Origin of the sequence: Brotonthovivens ammoniilytica (genome assembly GCF_025566885.1) — a bacterium.
In the GTDB taxonomy this organism is placed as follows: Bacteria; Bacillota; Clostridia; order Lachnospirales; family Lachnospiraceae; genus Brotonthovivens; species Brotonthovivens ammoniilytica.
This window is the reverse complement of sequence record NZ_JAOQJQ010000002.1, coordinates 671525-694108: the sequence shown is the minus strand read 5'-3', so window position 1 is coordinate 694108 and position 22584 is coordinate 671525. Positions and strand designations below refer to the sequence as shown.

The following is a 22584-nucleotide window of genomic DNA, read 5'->3' as shown; positions in this document are numbered from 1 at the left end:
TCCTTTGTGCTGCTTTCACCCGTAACATATCATTTATTTTGCAAAAAATTGACCTTATTACCGTTAAAGTGCCTTAAAAACCCTCCTCTCCTTTAGCTTTTACCGGCTCAAGCGTAAGATGACAATAGAATACCTTTTTCGTGTCAAGATTGCACAAATTCCTACCATAATAATAGAATAAGAATGATTTGTTTGTCGGTTTTTGTAGATAAAACCCACATATATAACCTTATATCTACATATGCCTTCCTTTTTCAGGAATAATAATACTGATTACCGCACATATAAAAAGTGCAAAAATATAATATAAATGCGGAATGACATCAAAAGCCGTAACTCCAAAGCCCGATACCAGTCCTATGGCAATCAGCATCTGTGCCCCATAGGGAATAATTCCCTGCCAGATACAGGTAAAAATATCTAATAAAGACGCCGTTTTCTGAGGTGTAATCCCGTATTCCAGACTAATTTCTTTTGCTATAGGTGCTGCCATAACAATGGCCACCGTATTATTGCCGGTTGCAACATCCATAGCTGATGACAGCACAGCAATCCCAGCCTGTCCGCCGCTTTTCCCTCGGAAACGCCGCTTTATCACAGCCAGAACATAGGCAAAACCTCCGTTTTCTTTTATCAATGCTCCCAAAGCCGCTACTAAGACAGCTACTATGATTGTTTCAAACATTCCTTTGGTTCCTTCACCCATACTGGTAAAAATCAGTGGAATATCAAATCCCGGCTGAGTAATCAGACCAATCAGAGAAAACAAAATAATGCCTATTCCTAGAACCAGCAGAACATTCATACCGATTAAAGCCATAACCAATACTACAAAATAAGGTATTGCCTGCAGAATCTGAAACTCATGCTGCTGTACTGTACCTGCACCACCACTTAAAAATAGCAGAATCGCACCTGTAACTACTGCGGCCGGAAACGCAATTTTAAAATTTGCCCGGAACTTATCTTTCATTTCACAGCCCTGCGTTTTGGTAGCCGCAATGGTGGTATCTGAAATAAAAGACATATTGTCCCCAAACATCGCGCCTCCGATAATTGTCCCCAATACCAGTGGAAGATTCAAATCCGCCGCTCCTGCCGCCGCCACTGCAATGGGAACAAGAACCGTTATCGTTCCGGTTGACGTCCCCATTGCCATAGACAAAATACAAGAAATCAGAAAAAAACCAAATACCATCTGTTTTGCCGGAATAAAACTTAACAACAAATAAGCGATACTTTCAGAACCTCCTGCCGCTGTAGCAATGCTGCTGAAAGCTCCTGCCAGAAGAAAGATCAATATCATAATCATAATATTTTCATCTCCCATTCCTCTCGCCATAATCTTTAGTTTTGCATCAAAATCCTTTCCCGGATTCTGTATTAGAGCAACAATAATGGCTATAGTAAATGCTACCACCACCGACATTACATAAAATCCCTGATCCTGACCTTTTACATATTGAAAATAAATGCCGCTGCCAACATACAGAACAAGAAATACAATAATAGGTATTAATGCAAAACCGTTTGCCCTCTCCTTTTCCAAAATATACCCCTCCTTTTATCATTCCTCTAATCTGTAAAATAAGTAATCTGTTCTGTTGGTTTCTTATGATTTTCTCTTTTCTTAACCACATCCTTTGGATATCCAATATTGCAGGCATCAAACGCATAATGTTCTTGAGAATCCAGTCCCAATAGTTTCTGCAGAGAAACTTTATCCTTTATATCACTGACAATAGAACAGGGTTTAAAGGCAATTTGAAGCTCAGTTGCCTTCAGCCACATGTTTTCCATAACATACCCAAGGCAAACCTCTTCTCTGGCCGGATAAGCCCCTCTCTCCGCTATTACAATCAGCCAGGGACTGGAAAAAACATCTCCTGCCCCTCCATCCTTGAAATGTTCAGCCATAAAAGCTGCCGGCTGATATTTTTGATCCAGTCCTTCTTCATAAATACGTTTTGACTCTAAAATTCTTTGTCTGCTGCAAAGCTGCTCTAGTTCTCTGGCGGTCCGGCTTCCTCTTTTTATAACAAAAAAATGCCTGAAAGTATCCGTATTTTTCTGAGCCAGACCCGCATAGGGAGCTAGACGGCCTGCTTCAATAACCGTCTCCAGCTTTTCTCGTTCCAATGGTTTATCAGAAATTACGGCAATTTTCTGTCTCTGCATCAATAAACTATCCAAATATGTCATAACATGCTCCTCTTCCTCCCATTTCTATCTACAAGCCATGCAGGTCCAAACCTTCGGTTTCTCCCTGAAGGCTGGCGCCTTATGATAAAACAGAAGCCGGAAATCAATTCAGCTAGTAAAAACTTTCTGCTTGATTTCCTCTTCCCTCCTTTTCCACCTACAAGCCATGCAGGTCCAAACCTTCGGTTTCTCCCTGAGGGCTGGCGCCTTATGATAAAACAGAAGCCGGAAATCAACTCAGCTAGTAAAAACTTTCTGCTTGATTTCCTCTTCCCTCCTTTTCCACCTACAAGCCATGCAGGTCCAAACCTTCGGTTTCTCCCTGAGGGCTGGCGCCTTATGATAAAACAGAAGCCGGAAATCAACTCAGCTAGTAAAAACTTTCTGCTTGATTTCCTCTTCCTCCCATTTCTATCTACAAGCCATGCAGGTCGAAACCTTCGGTTTCTCCCTGAAGGCTGGCGCCTTATGATAAAACAGAAGCCGGAAATCAACTCAGCTAGTAAAAACTTTCTGCTTGATTTCCGGCTTCTGTTTTATCGCATGGCTTGTAGATTATACAAGTTCTAATACTACTTCCATTGCTCCGTCACCTTTACGAGGTCCGATTTTAACGATTCTTGTGTAACCGCCGTTACGGTCAACGTATTTCGGTGCAACTTCTGTAAATAATTTATTTACCAGATCTACTTCTTTTGTGTTTTTCTTTCTTCCTGCATTTTTAGCCGGAACTTCTTTTACAGGGTAAAGAACTTTCAGCATTTCTCTTCTTGCATGAAGACGGGATGGCATGTCTTTCTGAATAGTTTTGTCAACTTCATCATAAACAGTAACTTTTTTACCGTCTACAACTTCTTTCACTCTTTTGCCATCTTTATCTTTACGGGCAACTTTTGCTTTTACTGTTACTTCTTCGAAATTATCTTTTTCTTTTACTGCAGATGCAATTAATTTCTCAGCAACTTTACGAACTTCTTTTGCTCTTGCTTCTGTTGTGATAATTCTTCCGTTGTACAGTAATGCTGTTACCTGACTTCTGATTAAAGCTTTTCTCTGATCAGATGTTCTTCCTAATTTACGATATTTAGCCATTTTAATTTCCTCCATTTTGTGGAACATCCGGCATCGCTTCTTTGGACTTATATACCGAATGCCATTTATTGTTTCATCCACTCATGAGCTGACTAGAACATGCACTTTGGACTTACTCTTCCGGCCATCTGTATGAGTTATGTTAAAAAAATCAAAACCACTGCCCCCTACCAAGGTGAAGAATCCTATTCTTCACCCAATACGGGTCTCTTCTTAAATCTGTGATTTAAGAAGTATCACCAAGGTGAAGAACTTTATTCTTCACCTTGGTTCAGCTGCAGTCCTAATTCTTTTAATTTTCCTAAAACTTCTTCTAAAGACTTACGTCCAAGATTACGAACTTTCATCATATCATCCGGTGTTCTGTTTGTTAACTCTTCTACTGTATTAATTCCAGCTCTCTTTAAGCAGTTATAAGAACGGACGGATAATTCAAGTTCATCAATGTTCATTTCCAGAACTTTTTCTTTTGCATTATCTTCTTTTTCGATCATGACTTCTGCTGTTTTTGCATTTTCAGAAAGATCAATGAACAGATTCAAATGCTCGCTCAGCACTTTTGCTGCCAGACTTACTGCCTCGTCCGGTTCTAAAGTTCCATTGGTATAAACATCTAATGTAAGTTTATCAAAATCAGTAATCTGGCCTACACGTGTATTCTCAATTGTCAGATTAACACGTTCTACAGGTGTGTAGATTGAATCAATTGCAATGACGCCGATAGGCACATCTTCACTCTTATTCTTATCCGCACTTACGTAACCTCTGCCTTTTGTGATGGTCAGTTCCATATATAATTTGGAATCAACTCCACCATTTAAAGTAGCGATCACCAAATCCGGATTCAGAATCTGAATATCTGGATCTACCTGGATATCAGCTGCTGTTACAACACCCTCACCTTCAAACTCAATGTAAGCAACTTTGGACTCATTTGTTGGACTGGTATTCTTTAACGCCAAATTTTTGATGTTCATAATAATTTCAGTTACATCCTCTTTTACACCAGGGATAGAACTGAACTCATGCAGTACACCATCAATTTTGACCTGACTAACTGCTGCGCCCGGTAAGGAAGAAAGCATAATTCTTCTTAAGGAATTGCCAAGAGTTGTGCCGTATCCTCTTTCCAGCGGTTCTACGACAAATCTTCCGTACTTTTTGTCTTCTGAAATTTCAGCAATCTCAATTTTCGGTTTTTCAAAATCGAACACTACAAAGTCCCTCCTTAATTTATTCTGCAATACCCTCATAAACAATGTGTTTTTGAGCCCCCGGACATTTTCCGGGGAAAAGTATTAGAAACAAAAACACATGCGGATACACATGATTATTTTTGTTTCTAAACTTCCGGCATCGCTCATCGCTTACATGATTATTTTGAATATAACTCGACGATAAGCATTTCATCTACAGGAACATCAATTACTTCTCTTGTAGGAAGCTCTTTTACTTCGCCTTTCAGATTTTCCTGATCTGCGTCCAGCCATTCCGGTACTAAACGTCCGGCTGTTACTTCAAGAATATCTTTGTATCTCTGAGAACCTTTGCATTTTTCTTTGATTTCGATTGTGTCACCAGCTTTAACTAAATAAGAAGGAATATTAACCTGTTTTCCGTTTACTAAAACGTGTTTATGGTCAACAATCTGTCTTGCTTCTTTTCTTGTTCTGGCTAAACCTAATCTGAATACAACATTATCAAGTCTGCTTTCCAGAATTGTCATCAGGTTCGCACCTGTCATACCTTTCATTCTGTCAGCTTTATTGTAATAGTTATGGAATGGTTTTTCTAACACACCATAAATAAATTTAGCTTTCTGTTTTTCTCTTAACTGAAGACCATACTCTGAAATCTTCTTATTGCCTCTTTTAGACTGTCTGTTTGATTTTTTATCTATTCCTAAATAAACTGGATCTAAGCCAAGTGATCTACATCTTTTAAGAACAGGAACTCTATTTACTGCCATCTTAGACTATACCTCCTGATTAGACTCTTCTGCGTTTTGGTGGACGACATCCATTATGAGGTACCGGAGTAACATCTGTAATACTGATTACTTCAAGACCACATGCTGAAAGCGCACGGATTGCTGCTTCTCTTCCTGAACCCGGTCCCTTTACAAAAACGTCTACTGTTTTTAAACCATGAATAAGAGCTGCTTTTGTAGCAGTCTCTGCTGCCATCTGAGCTGCATAAGGAGTAGATTTTCTTGAACCTCTGAAGCCAAGACCACCAGCACTTGCCCATGATAATGCATTTCCTTCAGCATCTGTAAGTGTTACAATTGTATTATTGAAAGATGACTGAATATGTGCCTGTCCGCGTTCAACGTTTTTCTTAACACGCTTTTTTGTCACTTTTTTTGTAACTTTTTTAGCCATATCTAAACTAACCTACTTTCTTCTTTTCCGAATTATTTCTTCTTATTAGCTACTGTTCTCTTAGGACCTTTTCTTGTTCTTGCGTTTGTTTTTGTTTTCTGTCCGCGAACCGGAAGTCCTTTTCTGTGGCGAATACCACGGTAGCATCCAATTTCCTGTAATCTCTTGATATTAAGTGCGATCTCTCTTCTTAAATCACCTTCTACCAGCTGAGATTCGTCGATAACTGCACTGATCTTTTTGATCTCTTCGTCTGTTAAATCTTTTACACGAGTATTTGGATCAACGTCTGCTTCTGCTAAGATACGGTTTGAGCTAACTCTGCCAATACCATAAATATATGTTAATCCGATTTCAACACGTTTTTCTCTTGGTAAATCTACACCTGCGATACGAGCCATGTGTGTTTACACCTCCATAATTATTTCCGGACCCAGTTGGTCCTCTTCTAGTCACATCAGAAACCTGCATTATACAGCTCCGGTTTCCCGGCCTGAAATGTGTGTACAATCTCAGTTCCTTCTAATAATAGGTGTTTTCTCTTTCCTCGGTATCAAGAAGTCGAAAACCTGTAATGTTTTATCTTCTATCATGAACAGCAAAATTACAGGAATTTTGCTGCAGCCGCACATGATAAAGATCCCGGCTACATTACAAAGCCCCTTTTGATTCAAACAGATCCTGTTCCAATGTTGGTGTTCTGTGGCAGAACCTTCCAGTGAGGAACGGAATTAGCAGTCAAAGCATTGTCTCCAACCTGCCTTCATCATCTATATACTAAATGATATTATCCCTGTCTCTGTTTGTGTTTTGGATTTTCACAGATAATTCTGATGGATCCTTTTCTTTTAATTACTTTGCATTTCTCGCAAATAGGTTTAACTGATGATCTTACCTTCACAGCAAATCCTCCTTTCCTACCTATGCTCCACGGGGAAATAAGCATAATATCCCCTTGGGTATTTCCAAAAACGTCCATTTGACATTCTATCATATATACTGAATGAATGCAAGCCGTTTTTTCTCTATTTATCTCTCCAGATAATTCTTCCTTTTGTCAAATCATATGGAGACAATTCAATGGTTACTTTGTCACCCGGAAGGATACGAATAAAATTCATACGCAGCTTTCCGCTGATATGCGCCAGGACCTGATGTCCGTTTTCTAGTTCTACCTGAAACATTGCGTTTGGTAATTTCTCCACAACCGTTCCTTCTACTTCAATTACATCTGCTTTTGACATTAATTTTCCTCCTGCTTTTTCATATACAGTTTAATCGCTCTTTTTATATTCAAATCTGAGAACTTTGTTCCCTCTAAAAGCTGTATAACCTCATTGGGAAGCCGTTTTATAATTTGAATATGTTTTTTATTTTTTTTCTTTGGATGCTCCACCAGTTTTATTTTACCATCTGACAGATAAACCAGATCATGTTCTTCTTTCACGATCACATAAATCCGTCCTCTGTCATGGCCGGAGGTGGATACGGCTAATTTTCCTGTCATAAATACCTCCTTAACAGAGTTCTTTTTCTTCTTCTGTTAATGTAAGTATTTCCGGCTCGCCATCTGTAATCAGCACAGTATTTTCATAGTGGGCGGAAAGACTTCCATCCTGGGTTACAACGGTCCAGTCGTCGTCCATCCATTCTACGTCATATCTTCCTGCGTTCACCATAGGCTCAATTGCCAGCGTCATACCCGGGCGAAGCTTAATGCCTCTGCTTTTCTGTCTGAAATTCGGAATCTGCGGATCCTCATGGAGGCTAGCACCAACTCCATGACCTACCAAATCCCTGACTACTCCATAACCAAAACTTTCACAGTAATCACTAATTGCATTTGAAATCTCATGGAGATGATTTCCTGCCTTTGCATATTTCATGCCTTCAAAAAAACTCTGCCGCGTACGTTCAATTAGCAACTGCGCTTCTTTTGAAATCTCACCGATGCCATGAGTTCTTGCCGCATCTGAATGATACCCTTTATAGATACATCCCATATCCAGACTTACAATATCACCCTCCTGGATCACTCTTGTCTGACTTGGAATACCATGCACTACTTCCTCATTGACAGACACGCATACAGAGGCAGGAAATCCTCCATAACCTTTAAAATTCGGAATACATCCGCAGCTTCTGATCATTTCTTCCGCAAGTCTGTCTACATCTAGTGTTGTCATCCCCGGTTTTAATTCTTTCCCAAGATCCTGGTGTATTTTTGCAATAATCCTGCAAGCTTCCCGCATCAGTTCAATTTCACGGGCAGATTTTATTGTTACTGACATAATTTTATGCTCCTAATATGTTTACGATTACCTGAAATACCGTATCCATTGGCTGAGTGCCATCTATAGATTTCAGGATATTCTGGTTCTTGTAATAATCAATTAATGGTTTTGTCTGTGCATGATAAACTTCCAGTCTCTTCTTAACAGTCTCCGGTTTATCATCATCCCTTAATACAATTTCATGTCCGCATCTGTCACAGATTCCTTCTTCTTTTGGAGGAATATTCACAACATGATACGTAGCACCGCAGTTTACGCATGCTCTTCTTCCAGACATTCTATCAATAATATTTTCATCCGGAACATCAATATCCAGTGCAAAGTCGATATTACTGCCGATTTTCTCCAGGGCAGCAGTCAAAGCTTCCGCCTGTGGAATGGTTCTTGGAAATCCATCTAACACAAATCCATCTTTGCAGTCATCATGCTGAATTCTGTCTACTACAAGTTCGCAAACAAGTTCATCCGGAACAAGAAGTCCCTGGTCCATGAAAGTTTTTGCTTTTTTACCTAATTCAGTACCTTCTTTGATGTTTGCTCTGAAAATATCTCCGGTAGAAATATGAGGAATCCCATATTTATCCGCGATCTGCTTTGCCTGTGTCCCTTTTCCCGCTCCGGGTGCCCCTAACATAATAATCTTCATTATTTTCCCTCCGTATATAAATCTGTATAAACAAATTTAATGCACGATTGGAGATACCTGTTTTCAGATATCTCCAATAATACAGCACTATATATTCAAAAATCCTTTGTAATTTCTCTCAAGCATCTTAGATTCCACCTGTTTAATGGTTTCAATTACAACACCTACCACGATAATGAGAGAGGTTCCTCCAAATGATACATTTGCATTGAATACACCATTAAAGAAAATCGGGATTACAGCAATAATAATCAATCCTACCGCTCCCATAAAAATTACATAGCTTAGAATTTTTGTAAGATATTCGCTGGTTGGCTTTCCAGGTCTGATACCCGGAATAAAACCGCCCTGCTTTTTCATATTATCCGCAATCTCAAGAGGGTTAAAGGTAATAGTTGTATAAAAATATGCAAACGCAATTACCAACGCCATATAAACAGCCAAACCAATGCTGTATACAGGCTGTGACGGGTCACACCAATTGGACTGAGATAACATTTTCAAAATCTTTGCTCCGATACCGTCGCCGCTTCCTAGATCAAAGAAGGTAGCTATCATAATCGGAATCTGCATCAAAGACTGGGCAAAGATAATTGGAATAACACCTGCAGTATTAATTTTCAGTGGTATATGAGTCATCTGACCGCCTACCTGTTTTCTCCCCTGTACCTTCCGAGAATACTGAACAGGTATCTTGCGGATTCCTCCCTGAAGCAATACTACTAATATGATGACTACAACAATAATCGCAATAATAATTGCAGCATTCAATACCTGATTCGCAATTTCTTTGCCAAAAACAAACTGCTCAAACAATGATGATAAGTCTGACGGGATTCTGGATATGATATTAATTGTAAGTACAATCGAAATACCATTTCCAATTCCTTTTTCTGTAATCCGTTCACCAATCCACATAAGAACTGCAGAACCGGCTACTAAAGCAGCAACTACCATAATAGCATTTAACGCATTAAATTCTACCAGATATCCCTGTCTGCCAAATCCGATTACCATGGCAATTGACTGTACAAGAGCCAGCACAATCGTTAAATAACGAGTGATCTTTGTAATCTTCTTTCTTCCCTCTTCACCATCTTTATGCATCTCCTCCAATTTCGGAATTGCAATTGTAAGAAGCTGCATAATGATGGATGAGGTAATGTACGGAGTAATATTCAGTGCAAATACTGACATGTTCTCGAAAGAACCGCCAGTAATTGCGCTGAAAAATCCCAGTGAGTCACCCACATTGTTTTCCAGCCAGTTAGAAAAGAATTCGCCATTTACGCCCGGAACCGGAAGCTCAGTACCTATTCGTATGACAACGAGCATCAATAAAGTAAAAATGATTCGGTCTCTGATTTCCTTCACTTTAAACGCGTTACGGACTGTCTTTAGCATTAGATCACCTCTGCTTTTCCGCCAATAGCTTCAATCTTTTCTTTAGCAGATGCACTGAACGCATTTGCCTGAACTGTAAGTTTCTTTGTTAATTCACCGTTTCCAAGGATTTTAACACCATCTCTTGGGTTTTTAACAATACCTGCTTCGATTAAAGTTTCAACAGAAACAACGGCTTCGTTGTCAAATGCTTCCAGTACGGAAAGATTAATTGCAACAATGTCTTTGGAATTTCTGTTTGTGAATCCTCTTTTTGGGATTCGTCTGTATAATGGCATCTGGCCACCTTCAAAGCCTGGTCTTGGAGCTCCGGAACGAGCTTTCTGTCCTTTATGGCCTTTACCTGCTGTCTTACCATTTCCTGAACCGTGTCCACGGCCTCTTCTGAAATTATCACTCTGTTTTGAGCCTTCTGCTGGTCTTAAGTTCGATAAGTCCATCATGACACCTCCTTATCCTAAATGATTAGATTTCTTCCACTTTTACTAAATGTCTAACCTGCTGAACCATTCCTCTTGTTGCTGCATTATCCGGCAGTTCAACAGTTTTGTTCAGTTTTCTTAAACCTAATGCTTCTACTGTTTTTACATGTTTTGGAACAGCACCAATTGTTGATTTCACAAGTGTGATTTTTAATTTATCTGCCATTGATCTTACCTCCTTAACCAAGGATCTCTTCTACAGATTTACCACGGAGTTTTGCTACTTCTTCCGGAGATTTTAACTGTCCTAAAGCATTGATTGTAGCAAGAACAACGTTCTGTTTGTTATTAGATCCCAGAGATTTTGTACGGATGTTTTTAATACCTGCCAGCTCGCACACACTACGTGCAGGACCGCCGGCGATTACACCGGTACCTTCCGGAGCTCTTTTTAACAGTACAGAAGCGCCTGTATGTTTTCCTGTAGTATCATGTGTAATACTGTTGTTTGGATCTAACTTAACTTCAATAAGTTTTTTCATTGCATCTTCTTTTCCTTTGCGGATTGCCTCCGGAATTTCAGTTGCTTTTCCAAGACCTGCTCCCACATGTCCATTGCCGTCGCCAACAACAACTAAAGCTGTAAAACGGAAGTTACGACCACCTTTAACAACTTTTGTTACACGTTTAATTGATACTACTTTTTCATTTAATTCTAACTGACCAGCATCAATAATTGTACGTTTCATGAATTCGTTTCCTCCTTGTTAAAAGTCTAATCCAGCTTCTCTTGCTGCATCGGCTAACGCCTGAACTTTACCCTGATAAATAAATCCGCCTCTGTCAAAGACAACAGTTGTAATACCTTTTTCTAACGCTTTTTTTGCGATTGCAGTACCTACTAATGCTGCTGCTGCTACGTTATTAGTCTTTTCGCATGCTTCTTTTACTTCTTTGTCTAAAGTAGAAGCTGCCGCTAATGTATTTCCAACTGTATCGTCAATAATCTGAGCGTACATATGATTATTACTTCTGAATACTGCTAAACGTGGTCTAGCTGCAGTACCTGATAAATGATTACGAACTCTTCTGTGTTTTTTTACACGAGTTTCTGTTCTAGATTTTTTATTAACCATTCCTGTCACACTCCTTTAATTATTTCTTACCAGTCTTACCAACTTTACGTCTAATAACTTCATCAGCATATTTGATACCTTTTCCTTTGTAAGGTTCAGGTCTTCTCTTATCTCTGATTTCAGCTGCGTACTGGCCTACTTTTTCTTTATCAATACCTTTTACAACGATTTTATTTCCATCAACAACTGCTTCTAGACCTTCCGGATCAGTCATTTCTACCGGATGAGAATATCCCAGGTTTAATGTTAATTTTTTACCGGATTTGGATGCTCTGTAACCAACACCGTTTACTTCCAGTGTTTTTTCATAACCAGCTGTTACACCGATTACCATGTTGTTGATTAATGTTCTTGTTAAACCATGTAAAGATTTCATTTTCTTTAAATCATTTGGTCTGCTAACGATGATCTCAGAACCCTCAACTTTGATATCCATCTCTGTTGGAAGCACTCTTTCTAGTGTTCCTTTAGGACCTTTTACAGTCACCTGATTATTTTCTGCGATTGTTACGGTTACTCCGTCTGGAATCGCGATTGGCATTCTTCCTATACGTGACATGCCCGTACCTCCTGTTTTTTTGTATTGGTCAGCTTCTGCTGACGTGCATCTGGTTACTATTTGTATGTTCCACCTTACAGTGGAGTTATACTCTTCGATAATTCATATTTCTTCGCCCTACAGCATCGTCTGTAACGCGACCTTCGATTCTACTGATAAGAATCAAGGAAATAATTCAATATTTTAATATGAATAAATTTTCAATCTGCGCCTTCGGCTTGATTTCATTAAGTTGCACACGGGTTGGTTCTCTCAACTATGCTCAACTTCGTTTCGCTAAGGTTCGAGAACGGCCTCGCACTAAATTCAATCTGCGCCTTCGGCTTGATTTCATTAAGTTGCACACGGGTTGGTTCTCTCAACTATGCTCAACTTCGTTTCGCTAAGGTTCGAGAACGGCCTCGCACTAAATTCAATCTGCGTCTTCGACTTGATTTCATTAAGTTGCTTTCGGCCTACCAAACGAATGCTAATACTTCTCCGCCTACCTGAAGTCTTCTTGCATCTTTATCTGTTACGATGCCCTGGTTTGTGGAAAGGATTGCAATTCCTAAACCGCCAAGTACTTTTGGAATTTCATTTTTGCCTGCATATACACGAAGACCTGGTTTTGAAATTCTTTTCAGACCTGTAATAATTTTTTCGTTTTTATCAGCGCCGTATTTTAATGTAACACGGATTGTGTTAAAGCTTCCTTCTTCAATGATATCGTATTTTTCGATATAGCCTTCTTTGAAAAGAATTTCAGCAATTGCGTTTTTCATTTTAGAAGCAGGAATATCTACTGTATCATGTTTAGCAGTATTTGCATTACGGATTCTTGTAAGCATATCTGCGATTGGATCACTCATTGTCATAGTGTGTTTCCTCCTTTACAAATTGTATGTGTCAAGTAAATTCAACTAATTTCAAACTTCGCTTTCTGCTCGTTTTCGGTAAGTTGCCTGGGGGGTGGTTCCCTCAACTAAATTCGTGCTCTGCACTCATTAAGGTTCGCGAACGGCCTCGCACTAACCTCAAACTTCGCTTTCTGCTCGTTTTCGGTAAGTTGCCTGGGGGATGGTTCCCTCAACTAAATTCGTGCTCCGCACTCATTAAGGTTCGCAAACGGCCTCGCACTAACCTCAAACTTCGCTTTCTGCTCGTTTTCGGTAAGTTGCTTTCGGCCTACCAGCTGGATTTCTTAACGCCTGGGATTTCACCTTTATATGCTAATTCACGGAAACATACTCTGCAGATTCCGTATTTTCTAAGGTATGCATGTGGACGGCCACAAATTCTGCAACGATTATACTCTCTTGAGGAGAATTTCTGTTTACGCTGCTGTTTTACCTTCATAGATGTCTTTGCCATTAAAGTTCCCTCCTGTTCTTATTTAGCGAATGGCATGTTGAATAAAGTTAATAACTCACGTGCTTCTTCATCAGTTTTAGCTGTTGTTACGAAGATAACATCCATACCTCTAACTTTATCCACTTTATCATACTCGATTTCAGGGAAAATTAACTGTTCTTTAATACCAAGTGCATAGTTACCTCTTCCGTCAAATGCATTAGGGTTTACACCTCTGAAGTCACGTACACGAGGTAAAGCCAGATTGATGAGACGATCTACGAATTCGTACATTTTCTCACCTCTTAATGTTACTTTACAACCGATAGGCATACCTTCTCTGATTTTAAAGTTAGCCACAGAATTTTTTGCTTTCGTTGTAACAGCTTTCTGTCCTGCAATTGCTTCCATGTCTTTCATTGCTGATTCCAGAATTTTAGCATTTTCTTTTGCTTCGCCAACGCCCATGTTGATAACAACTTTATCAATCTTTGGCACCTGCATCACATTTTTATATCCAAATTTTTTGATCATAGCATCTACGATCTCATTCTGATAAATTTCTCTCAGTCTACTCAACTTGATGGACCTCCTCTCCTAATTAATCAATTACGTCGCCTGTTGATTTTGCGTAACGTACTTTTTTGTCTCCATCCATTTTGAAACCAACTCTTGTAGCAGTTCCTTTATGAACGTACATTACGTTAGACATATCAATTGGTCCTTCCTGCTGAACAATACCACCATTCTGATTTGCCATACTTGGTTTCGTATGCTTTGTAATCATGTTGATACCCTCAACAAGTACAGTACTTTTCTTCGCATTTACAGCGATTACTTTACCTTCTTTACCTTTATCTTTACCGGCAATGACTTTAACTGTATCACCTTTTTTAATTTTTAACATCGTCAGGTTCCTCCTATAATACTTCCGGAGCCAGAGAAACGATTTTCATGAACTGTTTCTCACGAAGCTCTCTTGCTACTGGTCCAAAAATACGGGTTCCTCTTGGAGTTTTATCATCTCTAATAATTACAGCAGCGTTTTCATCGAATTTGATATAAGAACCATCTTTACGACGAGCGCCTTTTTTAGTACGAACAACTACAGCTTTTACGACATCGCCTTTTTTAACAACACCGCCTGGTGTTGCATCTTTAACTGTAGCAACAATTACATCACCAATGCTTGCATATCTTCTTGTAGAACCACCCATAACACGAATGCACAGTAATTCTTTTGCACCTGTGTTATCAGCAACTCTAAGTCTGCTTTCCTGTTGTATCATGCTGGCAGCCTCCTTTTATCTTGCTTTCTCCATAATTTCAACAAGTCTCCATCTTTTATCTTTAGATAAAGGTCTTGTTTCCATAACTCTGACTTTATCGCCAACGCCGCATTCGTTGTTTTCGTCATGAGCTTTTAATTTATAAGTTCTTTTAACGATTTTGTTGTAAAGCGGATGTCTTACGTTGTCTTCTACTGCAACAACGATTGTTTTATCCATCTTGTCACTTACAACTTTACCTACACGTGTTTTTCTAAGATTTCTTTCTTCCACGATTGGATCTCCTTTCCGTCAGGATTGATTATGCATTTGCCTTTTCAGTGATAACGGTCTGAATTCTGGCAATATTTTTTCTTACTTCTTTGATTCTTCCAGTGTTGTCTAACTGATTTGTAGCATTCTGGAATCTTAAATTAAAAAGTTCTTTTTTCGCAGCAACTAACTGATTGTTCAGTTCCTCTGCGCTCTGTGTTCTTAATTCTTCTAAATATTTACTAGATTTCATTTTATTCACCGCCTTCTAAGTCTGCACGTGAAACGATTTTGCATTTGCATGGCAATTTGTGTGTAGCCAGACGTAATGCTTCACGGGCGATTTCTTCGGACACACCAGAGATTTCGAATAATACGCGACCTGGTTTAACAACTGCTACCCAGTATTCCAATGCACCTTTACCGGAACCCATACGAGTTTCAGCAGGCTTAGCTGTAACCGGTTTATCCGGGAAAATTTTGATCCAGACTTTACCACCACGTTTGATATAACGGGTCATAGCAACACGGGCTGCCTCGATCTGGTTTGATTTGATCCAACATGGTTCTGTAGCAACAATACCATATTCACCATTTGTGATTTTATTTCCTCTTAACGCCTTACCAGCCATAGAACCACGGAACTGTTTACGACGTTTCACTCTTTTTGGCATTAACATTATTTATCGCTCCCTTCCGCTGCTTTTTTTGGAAGAACTTCGCCTTTGTAAATCCAAACCTTAACACCTACTTTACCGTAAGTTGTGTCTGCTTCTGCAAAGCCGTAGTCAATGTCAGCTCTCAAAGTCTGAAGTGGAATAGTTCCTTCGCTGTAAAATTCTGTACGAGCCATATCAGCACCGCCAAGACGGCCGGAAACAGAAGTCTTGATACCAAGTACTCCGGCTTTCATACTTCTGCTCATGCAGGATTTCATTGCACGACGGAAGGATACACGGTTTTCAAGCTGTGCTGCAATGTTTTCAGCAACAAGCTGTGCATCTTTGTCCGGTCTTTTTACTTCTTTGATATCTACAATTAATTTTTTATCTGTATATTTCTGAAGTTCAGCTTTTACTTTTTCGATTTCAGCGCCGCCTTTACCGATAACAACACCCGGTTTTGCTGTATAAATGATAACTTTTACACGATCAGATGCTCTTTCGATTTCAATTTTAGCGATACCAGCACTGTATAATTTCTTTTTAAGGAATTTTCTGATGTTGTAATCTTCTACTAACAGATCTGCAAAATCAGCTTCCGCATACCATTTGGAGTCCCAGTCTTTAATAACACCGACTCTTAAGCCATGAGGATTTACTTTCTGTCCCATTTTTTACCTCCTATTTTTCATCGAGCACGATTGTAATGTGGCTCATTCTCTTTTCGATTCTATAAGCTCTACCCTGTGCTCTTGGTCTGATTCGTTTCATTGTCGGTCCTTTGTTTGCATAACATTCTGCAATATAAAGGTCTTCCACTTTCATACCATTGTTGTTTTCAGCGTTTGCGATAGCTGATTTTAATAATTTTTCAATTACGCCGGAAGCGTATCTTGGATTGTAAGCAACGATTGCTAAAGCTGTTGTAACGTCTTTTCCACGGATTGCGTCTAAAACGAAGCAGGCTTTCTGTACTGACATTCTAGCAAAAGATAATTTTGCTGAAGGTCTGGTATCTTTCTGAGCGTTTCTTTCTCTTTTAATTTGGGATCTATGTCCTTTTGCCATGGATAAAACCTCCTTTCAAAACTATCTTACTTTGGATTTCTTTTCGTCTTTTCCATGTCCTCTGTATGTTCTTGTAGCAACAAACTCACCGAGCTTGTGTCCTACCATATCTTCTGTCACATATACAGGAACATGTTTTCTTCCATCATGAACTGCAATTGTATGTCCAACCATCTGCGGGAAGATTGTAGAACGGCGGGACCAGGTTTTGATTACCTGTTTGTCGCCAGCAGCGTTCATAGCGTCTACTTTTTTCAGTAAGCTTTCATCTGCAAATGGTCCTTTTTTTAATGAACGAGCCATATTTTACCTCCTGATTTTCACCCGTGCGGCGGGCTGTTAAAAGCCTGCCGGGTGTCCTTATTTAATTGCTTTACCGTCTCTTCTTCTTACGATAAGTTTGTTAGACTGTTTGTGTTTCTTTCTTGTCTTCAGGCCGAGAGCAGGTTTACCCCAGGGAGTACATGGACCTGGACGTCCGATACCTGTCTTACCTTCACCACCGCCGTGTGGATGATCATTGGGGTTCATAACCGAACCACGTACTGTGGGGCGGATACCCATATGACGTTTACGGCCGGCTTTACCAATATTGATCAGGCTGTGATCTCCGTTTCCAACAACACCAACAGTCGCTCTGCAATTAAGAGGTACCATTCTCATTTCTCCAGATGGTAATCTTAATGTTGCATATTTTCCTTCTTTCGCCATCAGCTGCGCGCTCATGCCTGCGGAACGAACTAACTGTCCGCCTTTTCCGGCATACAGCTCAATGTTGTGTACCTGTGTACCTACCGGGATATTTACCAGCGGGAGACAGTTTCCAACACGAACTTCTGCTTCCGGTCCATTCATAACTTTCATTCCGTCTTTCAGGCCTTCCGGAGCAATGATATATGCTTTTTCACCATCTGCATAACAGATCAACGCAATATTTGCGGTTCTGTTCGGATCATATTCAATGCCTACTACTGTAGCAGGAATACCATCTTTTCTTCTTTTGAAGTCGATGATTCTGTATTTCTTTCTTGCACCGCCGCCGCGATGTCTAACTGTAATTTTACCCTGATTATTTCTTCCAGAATGTTTCTCCAGTGATACCACCAGTGATTTTTCAGGAGTTTTCTTTGTGATTTCAGAGAAATCAGAACCTGTCATATTTCTTCTGGAAGGTGTATATGGGTTATATGTCTTGATTCCCATAATGAATCTCCTTTCGTCTCTAATAAGGAAGTTCTTTTCGCTAAGCTCAAGCCTCGCTTTTGCAAATCTCAAAGAACGGCTTCGCACTAAATTCAAACTTCGTTTTCATTAAGTTGCTCTCAGCCCGCACTTTACTGTGCCTAGTTCCAGCGTGGATTATAATCCTGCAAAGATTTCAATCTCTGCGCTTTCTTCTGTCAGCTGAACGATTGCTTTTTTTGTTTTAGCAGTTTTTCCAACTGTCATTCCACGTCTTTTTTTCTTGCCTTCGCAGTTCATCGTTTTCACATCTGCAACTTTTACGCCGTCAAACATTTTCTCAACTGCTTCTTTAATCATTGTTTTATTTGCTTCCGGATGAACAAGAAATGTATATTTCTTTTCTGCCATGATATTCATGCTTTTTTCTGTAACAACCGGTTTGAGGATTACATCATAATACTGAACGTTTGCCATTATGCATACACCTCCTGGATAGATTCAACAGCAGCCTTTGTTGTAACCACTGTGTCATATTTCATAATATCATACACATTTAATGTGTTTGTTACTGTAGTTTTGATACCAGGAACGTTTGATGCAGATTTTACTACATTCACGTCATTGTCATTCATAACTACTAAAGCTTTGGATACGTTTAAGTTGTTCATAACTTTTACGAAATCCTTTGTTTTGATTGCATCGAATTTCAGTTCATCTAATACGATAAATTTGTTATCTGCAACTCTGGATGTTAAAGCAGATCTTAATGCTGCTCTTTTTTCTTTTTTATTGATCTTAAAAGAATAATCTCTTGGTGTCGGAGCAAATACAACTCCGCCGCCTGTCCACTGAGGAGCTCTTGTTGAACCCTGTCTTGCATGACCGGTTCCTTTCTGTCTCCAAGGTTTTCTTCCGCCGCCGCGAACTTCAGAACGTGTTTTTGCCTTCTGTGTTCCCTGACGATTATTTGCAAGCTGCTGAACTACTGCCATGTGTACTAAATGCTCATTTACTTCTACGCCGAAGACTGCGTCATTCAGTTCCATGCTGCCAACTTCATTGCCTTCCATATTATAAACAGATACGTTAGCCATCTGTGTGTCCTCCTTTCCTAATCAAGAATCCTATGCTTTTACAGTTTCCTTGATTGTCACTAAAGATTTCTTAGGTCCTGGTACAGCACCTTTGATTAAAAGTAAATTGTTCTCAGCATCAACGCGAACTACTTCTAAGTTCTGAACAGTGATTTTTTTGCTTCCCATATGTCCAGGCATTCCTTTGCCCTTAAATACTTTACTCGGGGAAGAGCAGGCACCGTTTGAACCCTGATGACGATGGAATTTAGAACCATGAGCCATAGGTCCTCTGTGCTGACCAAATCTCTTAATGGCACCCTGGAAACCTTTTCCTTTGGAAATAGCAGTTGCATCAATTTTATCGCCTGCAGCGAAAATATCTGCTTTGATTTCATCAGCCAGTTTATAATCAGCTGCATTCTCGAATTTGAATTCGCGAACGTATCTCTTACCGGATACACCAGCCTTGTCAAAGTGGCCTTTTTCTGCTTTGTTCACACCATGTCTGTTTCTTACTTCTTTTTTTCCTGTTGCATCTTTGCTGACAACTTTTTCTTTTTTGTCAACAAAACCAACCTGTACTGCGCTGTAACCGTCGTTTTCAACTGTTTTGATCTGTGTTACATAGCAAGGTCCTGCCTGCAATACAGTTACCGGAATTAAAACTCCGTCCTCGTTGAAGATCTGAGTCATTCCGACTTTTGTCGCTAAAATAGCTTTCTTCATTCTTATTTACCTCCTGTTTTCTCTACAGCGGAACGCATATGCGTTCATCCTAGAACAGTCGTATATAAGTGGAACACTATAAATTCTTTCGAACATGTTGATTCCTTCAAGAATGTGTTGCTTCTATATATAACCCTTCAGGATTTTACCTTATTTGATGTTTGCCTGTCGGCTTGCCAATCGCTAAGTGTTTTTCGGCTTGCCAATCGCTAAGTGTTCTATTTCATCTTGATGTCGATGTAAACACCAGCCGGCATTTCTAATCTTGACAGTGCATCAACTGTTTTCTGAGTTGGTGCTACAATGTCGATGAGTCTCTTATGAGTTCTCTGTTCGAACTGTTCTCTGGAATCTTTATATTTGTGAACAGCTCTTAAGATGGTTACTACTTCTTTCTTTGTAGGAAGTGGTACCGGTCCGCTCACCTGTGATCCATTTTTCTTTACAGTTTCGATGATTTTCTTTGCAGATGCATCAACTAATACGTGATCATATGCTTTCAATGTGATTCTCATTTTTTGACTTGCCATAAAAAAAGTCGCCTCCTTTTCGCACTTTTAAATTCAGTACGACAAGCGGTGACTGTACACTCTCCCGTGTGTATCCTAATGGTTCTCACACGTCGTTTCTGCTTTACACAGACGATATTTACGAAGTACAGTGACTTGCCGTCAGTTTCCTAACTTGACATTCGCTCCACAGAAAAACCTGCCCCATGGGCAGCAACCTCATGCTTCATCGCTATCATGCCACAGCAAAATCTAGTATAATAGATATATCTTTCCATTTCAAGCATTTTTTTACCAATTCCAAAAATAAAATTGTATTTTTTTTAATACAATTTATTTTTAGCATTTTATACGAATCTGACTTGTGTTTTTTAGATGGTATGCTGATTTTTAGTTGACGCTCCATCCGTTCCCCAATATAATAAAAAAGTCAGAATGGCATCCTGCTATTTTGTACAATCATTTTTCGATTATATTCGTTTTATTTTTACTACTATATTATATAGAAGAAACACATCTCAGGAAGGAAATAAAAAAATGTGGATTGCAGACCAATGGAATGATTATGAAGTAATAGACTGTTCAAAAGGCGAAAAGCTGGAACGCTGGGGCAGCTATCTGCTTGTCCGCCCGGATCCCCAGGTTATCTGGGATACTCCCAAAACACAGAAAGGCTGGAAGAAAATGAATGCCCATTATCACCGAAGCAAAAAGGGCGGGGGAGAATGGGAGTTTTTTGACCTGCCAGAGCAATGGGCGATCCATTACAAGCATCTGACCTTTCAACTAAAACCCTTTAGCTTTAAGCACACAGGGCTGTTTCCGGAACAGGCGGCAAACTGGGACTGGTGTTCTAATCTGATCCAAAATGCAGGACGCCCTATAAAAGTATTGAACCTATTTGCCTACACAGGAGGCGCAACATTAGCTGCGGCAGCTGCAGGAGCCAGCGTTACCCATGTGGATGCTTCCAAGGGTATGGTTGCCTGGGCAAAAGAAAATGCTGCTGCATCCGGTCTTTCCGATGCCCCCATCCGCTGGCTGGTAGACGACTGTGTGAAATTTGTAGAACGTGAAATCCGCCGGGGAAATCATTACGATGCTATTATTATGGATCCTCCTTCTTATGGAAGAGGGCCTAAAGGTGAAATCTGGAAAATTGAAGACGCTATTCATCCACTGGTAAAATTATGTACCCAGATCTTATCTGATCATCCGCTGTTTTTCCTAATTAATTCCTATACAACAGGACTTCAGCCTGCCGTTCTTGCCTATATGCTTGGAACAGAAATGAAGCGGTTTTGCGGAACAGTAGATGCACAGGAAGTGGGACTTCCCGTCTCCTCTAACGGTCTTGTACTCCCCTGCGGTGCCTCCGGACGCTGGCAGTCAGATACAACCGTTCATAATTAAAACAGCTGCATTTTTCTTCCAAAACCGGATATCTATAGTTGAAACCCGAATCTGCACCCCATACAGCCAGTCAACGAATCATTGATTAGTTGGCCGGCTTTTTTTATCCCCGTATTCTCCACAGTATATCTGCAGCTGATATTTCCACTGTAAAATTCCATTGATCATTACCATCTGCAGGACATATTCAGGCTTTTTCCCGGTTTGCATTTCCACCTTTTCCAGCATTTTTTCTAATACCTGCTCCCGGTCTGCTTCTGTACATTCCCCACACAGATATGTCCCCGCCGGCAGTTCCTGCAGCCTTGCATCCTCAGGATACTGGCTGCACACCGCAAACATTCTTGTTTTTCCTTTTGCCAGAAAGATTCCCGCCAGATCTTCAAACTGATACGGTTTTCTATCCTGCTCCGGTATCTGTCCATAGAAATGCCGGAGGTAACTCCACAACACATCCAGACTTGGATATTTAAGTGTATCGGATATCATAATGATTCTCTTTTCAAACTGCTGCAGAAAATATGCGTTTACCGGCCCTTCGTTATGTTCTGCCGCCTGCTCATATTGTTGTCTTGCAAGATGTATTTTTTCTTTTGCATGCAAAAGTTTTTCCATTTTTTTATCCGCCTGGGCCTCGGCCTGCTTTAAAAATGCACTTACCTGTTTAAGATTGTCATATTCCAAACAGGTTTTGATTTCTTTTAGAGATAAATCCATACACCTAAGAGCCTGAATGGTATTCAGACGGATAATATCATCCTTCGAATAATACCGATATCCGGTCCAGGGATCCTTCTTAGCTGGTTTCACCAGCAAAATCCGGTCATAATGTCTCAAGGTTTCAATAGTCAATCCCGTTTTTGCAGACGCCTCTCCTATAGAATAATAATTCTCCATACAATACCTCTTGACTCTTGTGTTACACAAGACTTT

The 22584-nt window shown here is 39.9% G+C and carries 37 protein-coding genes; 2 read left to right on the top strand and 35 right to left on the bottom strand.

Going from position 1 to position 22584, the window contains the following annotated elements; genetic code table 11:
- Positions 1 to 235: 235 nt before the first annotated feature.
- Positions 236 to 1549 (bottom strand): Na+/H+ antiporter NhaC family protein, encoded by a 1314-nt coding sequence (locus tag OCV88_RS07790; protein ID WP_158424935.1) that lies wholly within the window; start codon positions 1547 to 1549, stop codon positions 236 to 238.
- 26 nt (positions 1550 to 1575) lie between these two features.
- On the bottom strand, positions 1576 to 2202 hold the full coding sequence (locus tag OCV88_RS07785; protein WP_158424934.1) for a nitroreductase family protein: 627 nt from the start codon (positions 2200 to 2202) through the stop codon (positions 1576 to 1578).
- Positions 2203 to 2283: 81 nt separating this feature from the next.
- On the opposite strand from OCV88_RS07785, the gene OCV88_RS07780 reads away from it, so the two are divergent.
- Positions 2284 to 2772, top strand: a complete 489-nt coding sequence (locus OCV88_RS07780; RefSeq protein ID WP_158424933.1) for a hypothetical protein — start codon at positions 2284 to 2286, stop codon at positions 2770 to 2772.
- Here OCV88_RS07780 and rplQ read toward each other — a convergent pair.
- The 32 genes from rplQ to rpsJ all read right to left on the bottom strand — a co-directional run bounded on the left by rplQ (position 2758) and on the right by rpsJ (position 20259).
- Entirely contained in the window at positions 2758 to 3294 is a 537-nt protein-coding gene (rplQ, locus tag OCV88_RS07775; protein ID WP_158424932.1) for a 50S ribosomal protein L17, read from the bottom strand. The two genes, OCV88_RS07780 and rplQ, sit on opposite strands and share 15 nt — an antisense overlap.
- Positions 3295 to 3548: 254 nt before the next feature.
- Positions 3549 to 4508, bottom strand: a complete 960-nt coding sequence (locus OCV88_RS07770; protein ID WP_158424931.1) for a DNA-directed RNA polymerase subunit alpha — start codon at positions 4506 to 4508, stop codon at positions 3549 to 3551.
- 161 nt (positions 4509 to 4669) lie between these two features.
- Complete coding sequence (gene rpsD / locus OCV88_RS07765; protein ID WP_158424930.1) at positions 4670 to 5263, bottom strand: 30S ribosomal protein S4; 594 nt, start codon at positions 5261 to 5263, stop codon at positions 4670 to 4672.
- Positions 5264 to 5282: 19 nt separating this feature from the next.
- A complete protein-coding gene (gene rpsK / locus OCV88_RS07760) occupies positions 5283 to 5678 on the bottom strand; it encodes a 30S ribosomal protein S11 (RefSeq protein WP_158424929.1) in 396 nt (131 codons plus the stop codon).
- Between the two features lie 32 nt (positions 5679 to 5710).
- Positions 5711 to 6079, bottom strand: a complete 369-nt coding sequence (rpsM, locus tag OCV88_RS07755) for a 30S ribosomal protein S13 (protein WP_158424928.1) — start codon at positions 6077 to 6079, stop codon at positions 5711 to 5713.
- Positions 6080 to 6465: 386 nt separating this feature from the next.
- Positions 6466 to 6579, bottom strand: a complete 114-nt coding sequence (gene rpmJ, locus OCV88_RS07750) for a 50S ribosomal protein L36 (protein WP_003022746.1) — start codon at positions 6577 to 6579, stop codon at positions 6466 to 6468.
- Positions 6580 to 6703: 124 nt separating this feature from the next.
- Positions 6704 to 6922, bottom strand: a complete 219-nt coding sequence (gene infA / locus OCV88_RS07745) for a translation initiation factor IF-1 (RefSeq protein ID WP_158424927.1) — start codon at positions 6920 to 6922, stop codon at positions 6704 to 6706.
- Complete coding sequence (locus OCV88_RS07740) at positions 6922 to 7185, bottom strand: KOW domain-containing RNA-binding protein (protein WP_158424926.1); 264 nt, start codon at positions 7183 to 7185, stop codon at positions 6922 to 6924. The genes infA and OCV88_RS07740 overlap by 1 nt, the downstream gene beginning before the upstream one ends.
- A 10-nt stretch (positions 7186 to 7195) precedes the next feature.
- Positions 7196 to 7969 (bottom strand): type I methionyl aminopeptidase, encoded by a 774-nt coding sequence (map, locus tag OCV88_RS07735; RefSeq protein ID WP_158424925.1) that lies wholly within the window; start codon positions 7967 to 7969, stop codon positions 7196 to 7198.
- A 4-nt stretch (positions 7970 to 7973) separates the two neighbouring features.
- Positions 7974 to 8618 carry an adenylate kinase gene (locus OCV88_RS07730; RefSeq protein WP_158424924.1) on the bottom strand — a complete coding sequence of 215 codons (645 nt, stop codon included), beginning with the start codon at positions 8616 to 8618 and terminating at the stop codon, positions 7974 to 7976.
- An 87-nt stretch (positions 8619 to 8705) separates the two neighbouring features.
- Positions 8706 to 10022 carry a preprotein translocase subunit SecY gene (gene secY / locus OCV88_RS07725; RefSeq protein ID WP_158424923.1) on the bottom strand — a complete coding sequence of 439 codons (1317 nt, stop codon included), beginning with the start codon at positions 10020 to 10022 and terminating at the stop codon, positions 8706 to 8708.
- Positions 10022 to 10462: a 50S ribosomal protein L15 gene (rplO, locus tag OCV88_RS07720; protein WP_158425000.1), complete on the bottom strand. Its 441-nt coding sequence runs from the start codon at positions 10460 to 10462 to the stop codon at positions 10022 to 10024. Before rplO ends, secY begins: the two co-directional genes overlap by 1 nt.
- A gap of 25 nt (positions 10463 to 10487) precedes the next feature.
- Complete coding sequence (gene rpmD / locus OCV88_RS07715; protein ID WP_158424922.1) at positions 10488 to 10670, bottom strand: 50S ribosomal protein L30; 183 nt, start codon at positions 10668 to 10670, stop codon at positions 10488 to 10490.
- Between the two features lie 13 nt (positions 10671 to 10683).
- Positions 10684 to 11193 carry a 30S ribosomal protein S5 gene (rpsE, locus tag OCV88_RS07710; RefSeq protein WP_158424921.1) on the bottom strand — a complete coding sequence of 170 codons (510 nt, stop codon included), beginning with the start codon at positions 11191 to 11193 and terminating at the stop codon, positions 10684 to 10686.
- A gap of 18 nt (positions 11194 to 11211) precedes the next feature.
- Complete coding sequence (gene rplR, locus OCV88_RS07705) at positions 11212 to 11580, bottom strand: 50S ribosomal protein L18 (RefSeq protein ID WP_158424920.1); 369 nt, start codon at positions 11578 to 11580, stop codon at positions 11212 to 11214.
- Positions 11581 to 11599: 19 nt separating this feature from the next.
- Entirely contained in the window at positions 11600 to 12139 is a 540-nt protein-coding gene (gene rplF / locus OCV88_RS07700; protein ID WP_158424919.1) for a 50S ribosomal protein L6, read from the bottom strand.
- Between the two features lie 455 nt (positions 12140 to 12594).
- On the bottom strand, positions 12595 to 12996 hold the full coding sequence (rpsH, locus tag OCV88_RS07695) for a 30S ribosomal protein S8 (protein ID WP_158424918.1): 402 nt from the start codon (positions 12994 to 12996) through the stop codon (positions 12595 to 12597).
- A 310-nt stretch (positions 12997 to 13306) separates the two neighbouring features.
- A complete protein-coding gene (locus tag OCV88_RS07690) occupies positions 13307 to 13492 on the bottom strand; it encodes a type Z 30S ribosomal protein S14 (RefSeq protein ID WP_158424917.1) in 186 nt (61 codons plus the stop codon).
- A gap of 18 nt (positions 13493 to 13510) precedes the next feature.
- Positions 13511 to 14050: a 50S ribosomal protein L5 gene (gene rplE, locus OCV88_RS07685; RefSeq protein WP_158424916.1), complete on the bottom strand. Its 540-nt coding sequence runs from the start codon at positions 14048 to 14050 to the stop codon at positions 13511 to 13513.
- A 22-nt stretch (positions 14051 to 14072) separates the two neighbouring features.
- Complete coding sequence (gene rplX / locus OCV88_RS07680; RefSeq protein WP_158424915.1) at positions 14073 to 14384, bottom strand: 50S ribosomal protein L24; 312 nt, start codon at positions 14382 to 14384, stop codon at positions 14073 to 14075.
- Positions 14385 to 14391: 7 nt separating this feature from the next.
- Entirely contained in the window at positions 14392 to 14760 is a 369-nt protein-coding gene (gene rplN, locus OCV88_RS07675) for a 50S ribosomal protein L14 (protein ID WP_158424914.1), read from the bottom strand.
- A gap of 15 nt (positions 14761 to 14775) precedes the next feature.
- Entirely contained in the window at positions 14776 to 15033 is a 258-nt protein-coding gene (gene rpsQ, locus OCV88_RS07670) for a 30S ribosomal protein S17 (protein ID WP_158424913.1), read from the bottom strand.
- A 28-nt stretch (positions 15034 to 15061) separates the two neighbouring features.
- Positions 15062 to 15265 (bottom strand): 50S ribosomal protein L29, encoded by a 204-nt coding sequence (gene rpmC / locus OCV88_RS07665; protein ID WP_158424912.1) that lies wholly within the window; start codon positions 15263 to 15265, stop codon positions 15062 to 15064.
- Position 15266: 1 nt separating this feature from the next.
- Positions 15267 to 15692 (bottom strand): 50S ribosomal protein L16, encoded by a 426-nt coding sequence (gene rplP, locus OCV88_RS07660; RefSeq protein ID WP_158424911.1) that lies wholly within the window; start codon positions 15690 to 15692, stop codon positions 15267 to 15269.
- Positions 15692 to 16345 (bottom strand): 30S ribosomal protein S3, encoded by a 654-nt coding sequence (rpsC, locus tag OCV88_RS07655; protein ID WP_158424910.1) that lies wholly within the window; start codon positions 16343 to 16345, stop codon positions 15692 to 15694. Before rpsC ends, rplP begins: the two co-directional genes overlap by 1 nt.
- Before the next feature lie 10 nt (positions 16346 to 16355).
- On the bottom strand, positions 16356 to 16742 hold the full coding sequence (rplV, locus tag OCV88_RS07650) for a 50S ribosomal protein L22 (protein WP_158424909.1): 387 nt from the start codon (positions 16740 to 16742) through the stop codon (positions 16356 to 16358).
- Positions 16743 to 16763: 21 nt separating this feature from the next.
- Positions 16764 to 17045 (bottom strand): 30S ribosomal protein S19, encoded by a 282-nt coding sequence (gene rpsS / locus OCV88_RS07645; RefSeq protein WP_158424908.1) that lies wholly within the window; start codon positions 17043 to 17045, stop codon positions 16764 to 16766.
- A 57-nt stretch (positions 17046 to 17102) separates the two neighbouring features.
- Positions 17103 to 17945: a 50S ribosomal protein L2 gene (rplB, locus tag OCV88_RS07640; protein WP_158424907.1), complete on the bottom strand. Its 843-nt coding sequence runs from the start codon at positions 17943 to 17945 to the stop codon at positions 17103 to 17105.
- A 156-nt stretch (positions 17946 to 18101) separates the two neighbouring features.
- The gene (gene rplW, locus OCV88_RS07635; protein WP_158424906.1) at positions 18102 to 18401 is read right to left on the bottom strand and encodes a 50S ribosomal protein L23; all 300 of its coding nucleotides are present in this window, start codon (positions 18399 to 18401) and stop codon (positions 18102 to 18104) included.
- Complete coding sequence (rplD, locus tag OCV88_RS07630; protein WP_158424905.1) at positions 18401 to 19021, bottom strand: 50S ribosomal protein L4; 621 nt, start codon at positions 19019 to 19021, stop codon at positions 18401 to 18403. The genes rplW and rplD overlap by 1 nt, the downstream gene beginning before the upstream one ends.
- A gap of 30 nt (positions 19022 to 19051) precedes the next feature.
- On the bottom strand, positions 19052 to 19729 hold the full coding sequence (gene rplC / locus OCV88_RS07625) for a 50S ribosomal protein L3 (RefSeq protein ID WP_158424904.1): 678 nt from the start codon (positions 19727 to 19729) through the stop codon (positions 19052 to 19054).
- Positions 19730 to 19947: 218 nt separating this feature from the next.
- On the bottom strand, positions 19948 to 20259 hold the full coding sequence (gene rpsJ, locus OCV88_RS07620) for a 30S ribosomal protein S10 (RefSeq protein WP_158424903.1): 312 nt from the start codon (positions 20257 to 20259) through the stop codon (positions 19948 to 19950).
- Between the two features lie 516 nt (positions 20260 to 20775).
- On the opposite strand from rpsJ, the gene OCV88_RS07615 reads away from it, so the two are divergent.
- The gene (locus OCV88_RS07615) at positions 20776 to 21651 is read left to right on the top strand and encodes a class I SAM-dependent methyltransferase (RefSeq protein ID WP_158424902.1); all 876 of its coding nucleotides are present in this window, start codon (positions 20776 to 20778) and stop codon (positions 21649 to 21651) included.
- Positions 21652 to 21729: 78 nt separating this feature from the next.
- On the opposite strand, the gene OCV88_RS07610 is transcribed toward OCV88_RS07615, so the two are convergent.
- Positions 21730 to 22548 carry a MerR family transcriptional regulator gene (locus tag OCV88_RS07610; RefSeq protein ID WP_262590945.1) on the bottom strand — a complete coding sequence of 273 codons (819 nt, stop codon included), beginning with the start codon at positions 22546 to 22548 and terminating at the stop codon, positions 21730 to 21732.
- Positions 22549 to 22584: the final 36 nt, after the last annotated feature.

Bases quoted from the DNA above. Each gene is read 5' to 3' on its own strand.
- OCV88_RS07785 (WP_158424934.1), bottom strand. From the start codon at position 2,202: ATGACATATTTGGATAGTTTATTGATGCAGAGACAGAAAATTGCCGTA.
- OCV88_RS07780 (WP_158424933.1), top strand. From the start codon at position 2,284: ATGATAAAACAGAAGCCGGAAATCAATTCAGCTAGTAAAAACTTTCTG.
- rplQ (WP_158424932.1), bottom strand. From the start codon at position 3,294: ATGGCTAAATATCGTAAATTAGGAAGAACATCTGATCAGAGAAAAGCT.
- rpsD (WP_158424930.1), bottom strand. From the start codon at position 5,263: ATGGCAGTAAATAGAGTTCCTGTTCTTAAAAGATGTAGATCACTTGGC.
- rpsK (WP_158424929.1), bottom strand. From the start codon at position 5,678: ATGGCTAAAAAAGTTACAAAAAAAGTGACAAAAAAGCGTGTTAAGAAA.
- rpsM (WP_158424928.1), bottom strand. From the start codon at position 6,079: ATGGCTCGTATCGCAGGTGTAGATTTACCAAGAGAAAAACGTGTTGAA.
- infA (WP_158424927.1), bottom strand. From the start codon at position 6,922: ATGTCAAAAGCAGATGTAATTGAAGTAGAAGGAACGGTTGTGGAGAAA.
- OCV88_RS07740 (WP_158424926.1), bottom strand. From the start codon at position 7,185: ATGACAGGAAAATTAGCCGTATCCACCTCCGGCCATGACAGAGGACGG.
- map (WP_158424925.1), bottom strand. From the start codon at position 7,969: ATGTCAGTAACAATAAAATCTGCCCGTGAAATTGAACTGATGCGGGAA.
- OCV88_RS07730 (WP_158424924.1), bottom strand. From the start codon at position 8,618: ATGAAGATTATTATGTTAGGGGCACCCGGAGCGGGAAAAGGGACACAG.
- secY (WP_158424923.1), bottom strand. From the start codon at position 10,022: ATGCTAAAGACAGTCCGTAACGCGTTTAAAGTGAAGGAAATCAGAGAC.
- rplO (WP_158425000.1), bottom strand. From the start codon at position 10,462: ATGGACTTATCGAACTTAAGACCAGCAGAAGGCTCAAAACAGAGTGAT.
- rpmD (WP_158424922.1), bottom strand. From the start codon at position 10,670: ATGGCAGATAAATTAAAAATCACACTTGTGAAATCAACAATTGGTGCT.
- rpsE (WP_158424921.1), bottom strand. From the start codon at position 11,193: ATGAAACGTACAATTATTGATGCTGGTCAGTTAGAATTAAATGAAAAA.
- rplR (WP_158424920.1), bottom strand. From the start codon at position 11,580: ATGGTTAATAAAAAATCTAGAACAGAAACTCGTGTAAAAAAACACAGA.
- rplF (WP_158424919.1), bottom strand. From the start codon at position 12,139: ATGTCACGTATAGGAAGAATGCCAATCGCGATTCCAGACGGAGTAACC.
- rpsH (WP_158424918.1), bottom strand. From the start codon at position 12,996: ATGACAATGAGTGATCCAATCGCAGATATGCTTACAAGAATCCGTAAT.
- OCV88_RS07690 (WP_158424917.1), bottom strand. From the start codon at position 13,492: ATGGCAAAGACATCTATGAAGGTAAAACAGCAGCGTAAACAGAAATTC.
- rplN (WP_158424914.1), bottom strand. From the start codon at position 14,760: ATGATACAACAGGAAAGCAGACTTAGAGTTGCTGATAACACAGGTGCA.
- rpmC (WP_158424912.1), bottom strand. From the start codon at position 15,265: ATGAAATCTAGTAAATATTTAGAAGAATTAAGAACACAGAGCGCAGAG.
- rplP (WP_158424911.1), bottom strand. From the start codon at position 15,692: ATGTTAATGCCAAAAAGAGTGAAACGTCGTAAACAGTTCCGTGGTTCT.
- rpsC (WP_158424910.1), bottom strand. From the start codon at position 16,345: ATGGGACAGAAAGTAAATCCTCATGGCTTAAGAGTCGGTGTTATTAAA.
- rplV (WP_158424909.1), bottom strand. From the start codon at position 16,742: ATGGCAAAAGGACATAGATCCCAAATTAAAAGAGAAAGAAACGCTCAG.
- rpsS (WP_158424908.1), bottom strand. From the start codon at position 17,045: ATGGCTCGTTCATTAAAAAAAGGACCATTTGCAGATGAAAGCTTACTG.
- rplB (WP_158424907.1), bottom strand. From the start codon at position 17,945: ATGGGAATCAAGACATATAACCCATATACACCTTCCAGAAGAAATATG.
- rplW (WP_158424906.1), bottom strand. From the start codon at position 18,401: ATGGCAAACGTTCAGTATTATGATGTAATCCTCAAACCGGTTGTTACA.
- rplD (WP_158424905.1), bottom strand. From the start codon at position 19,021: ATGGCTAACGTATCTGTTTATAATATGGAAGGCAATGAAGTTGGCAGC.
- rplC (WP_158424904.1), bottom strand. From the start codon at position 19,729: ATGAAGAAAGCTATTTTAGCGACAAAAGTCGGAATGACTCAGATCTTC.
- rpsJ (WP_158424903.1), bottom strand. From the start codon at position 20,259: ATGGCAAGTCAAAAAATGAGAATCACATTGAAAGCATATGATCACGTA.
- OCV88_RS07615 (WP_158424902.1), top strand. From the start codon at position 20,776: ATGTGGATTGCAGACCAATGGAATGATTATGAAGTAATAGACTGTTCA.
- OCV88_RS07610 (WP_262590945.1), bottom strand. From the start codon at position 22,548: ATGGAGAATTATTATTCTATAGGAGAGGCGTCTGCAAAAACGGGATTG.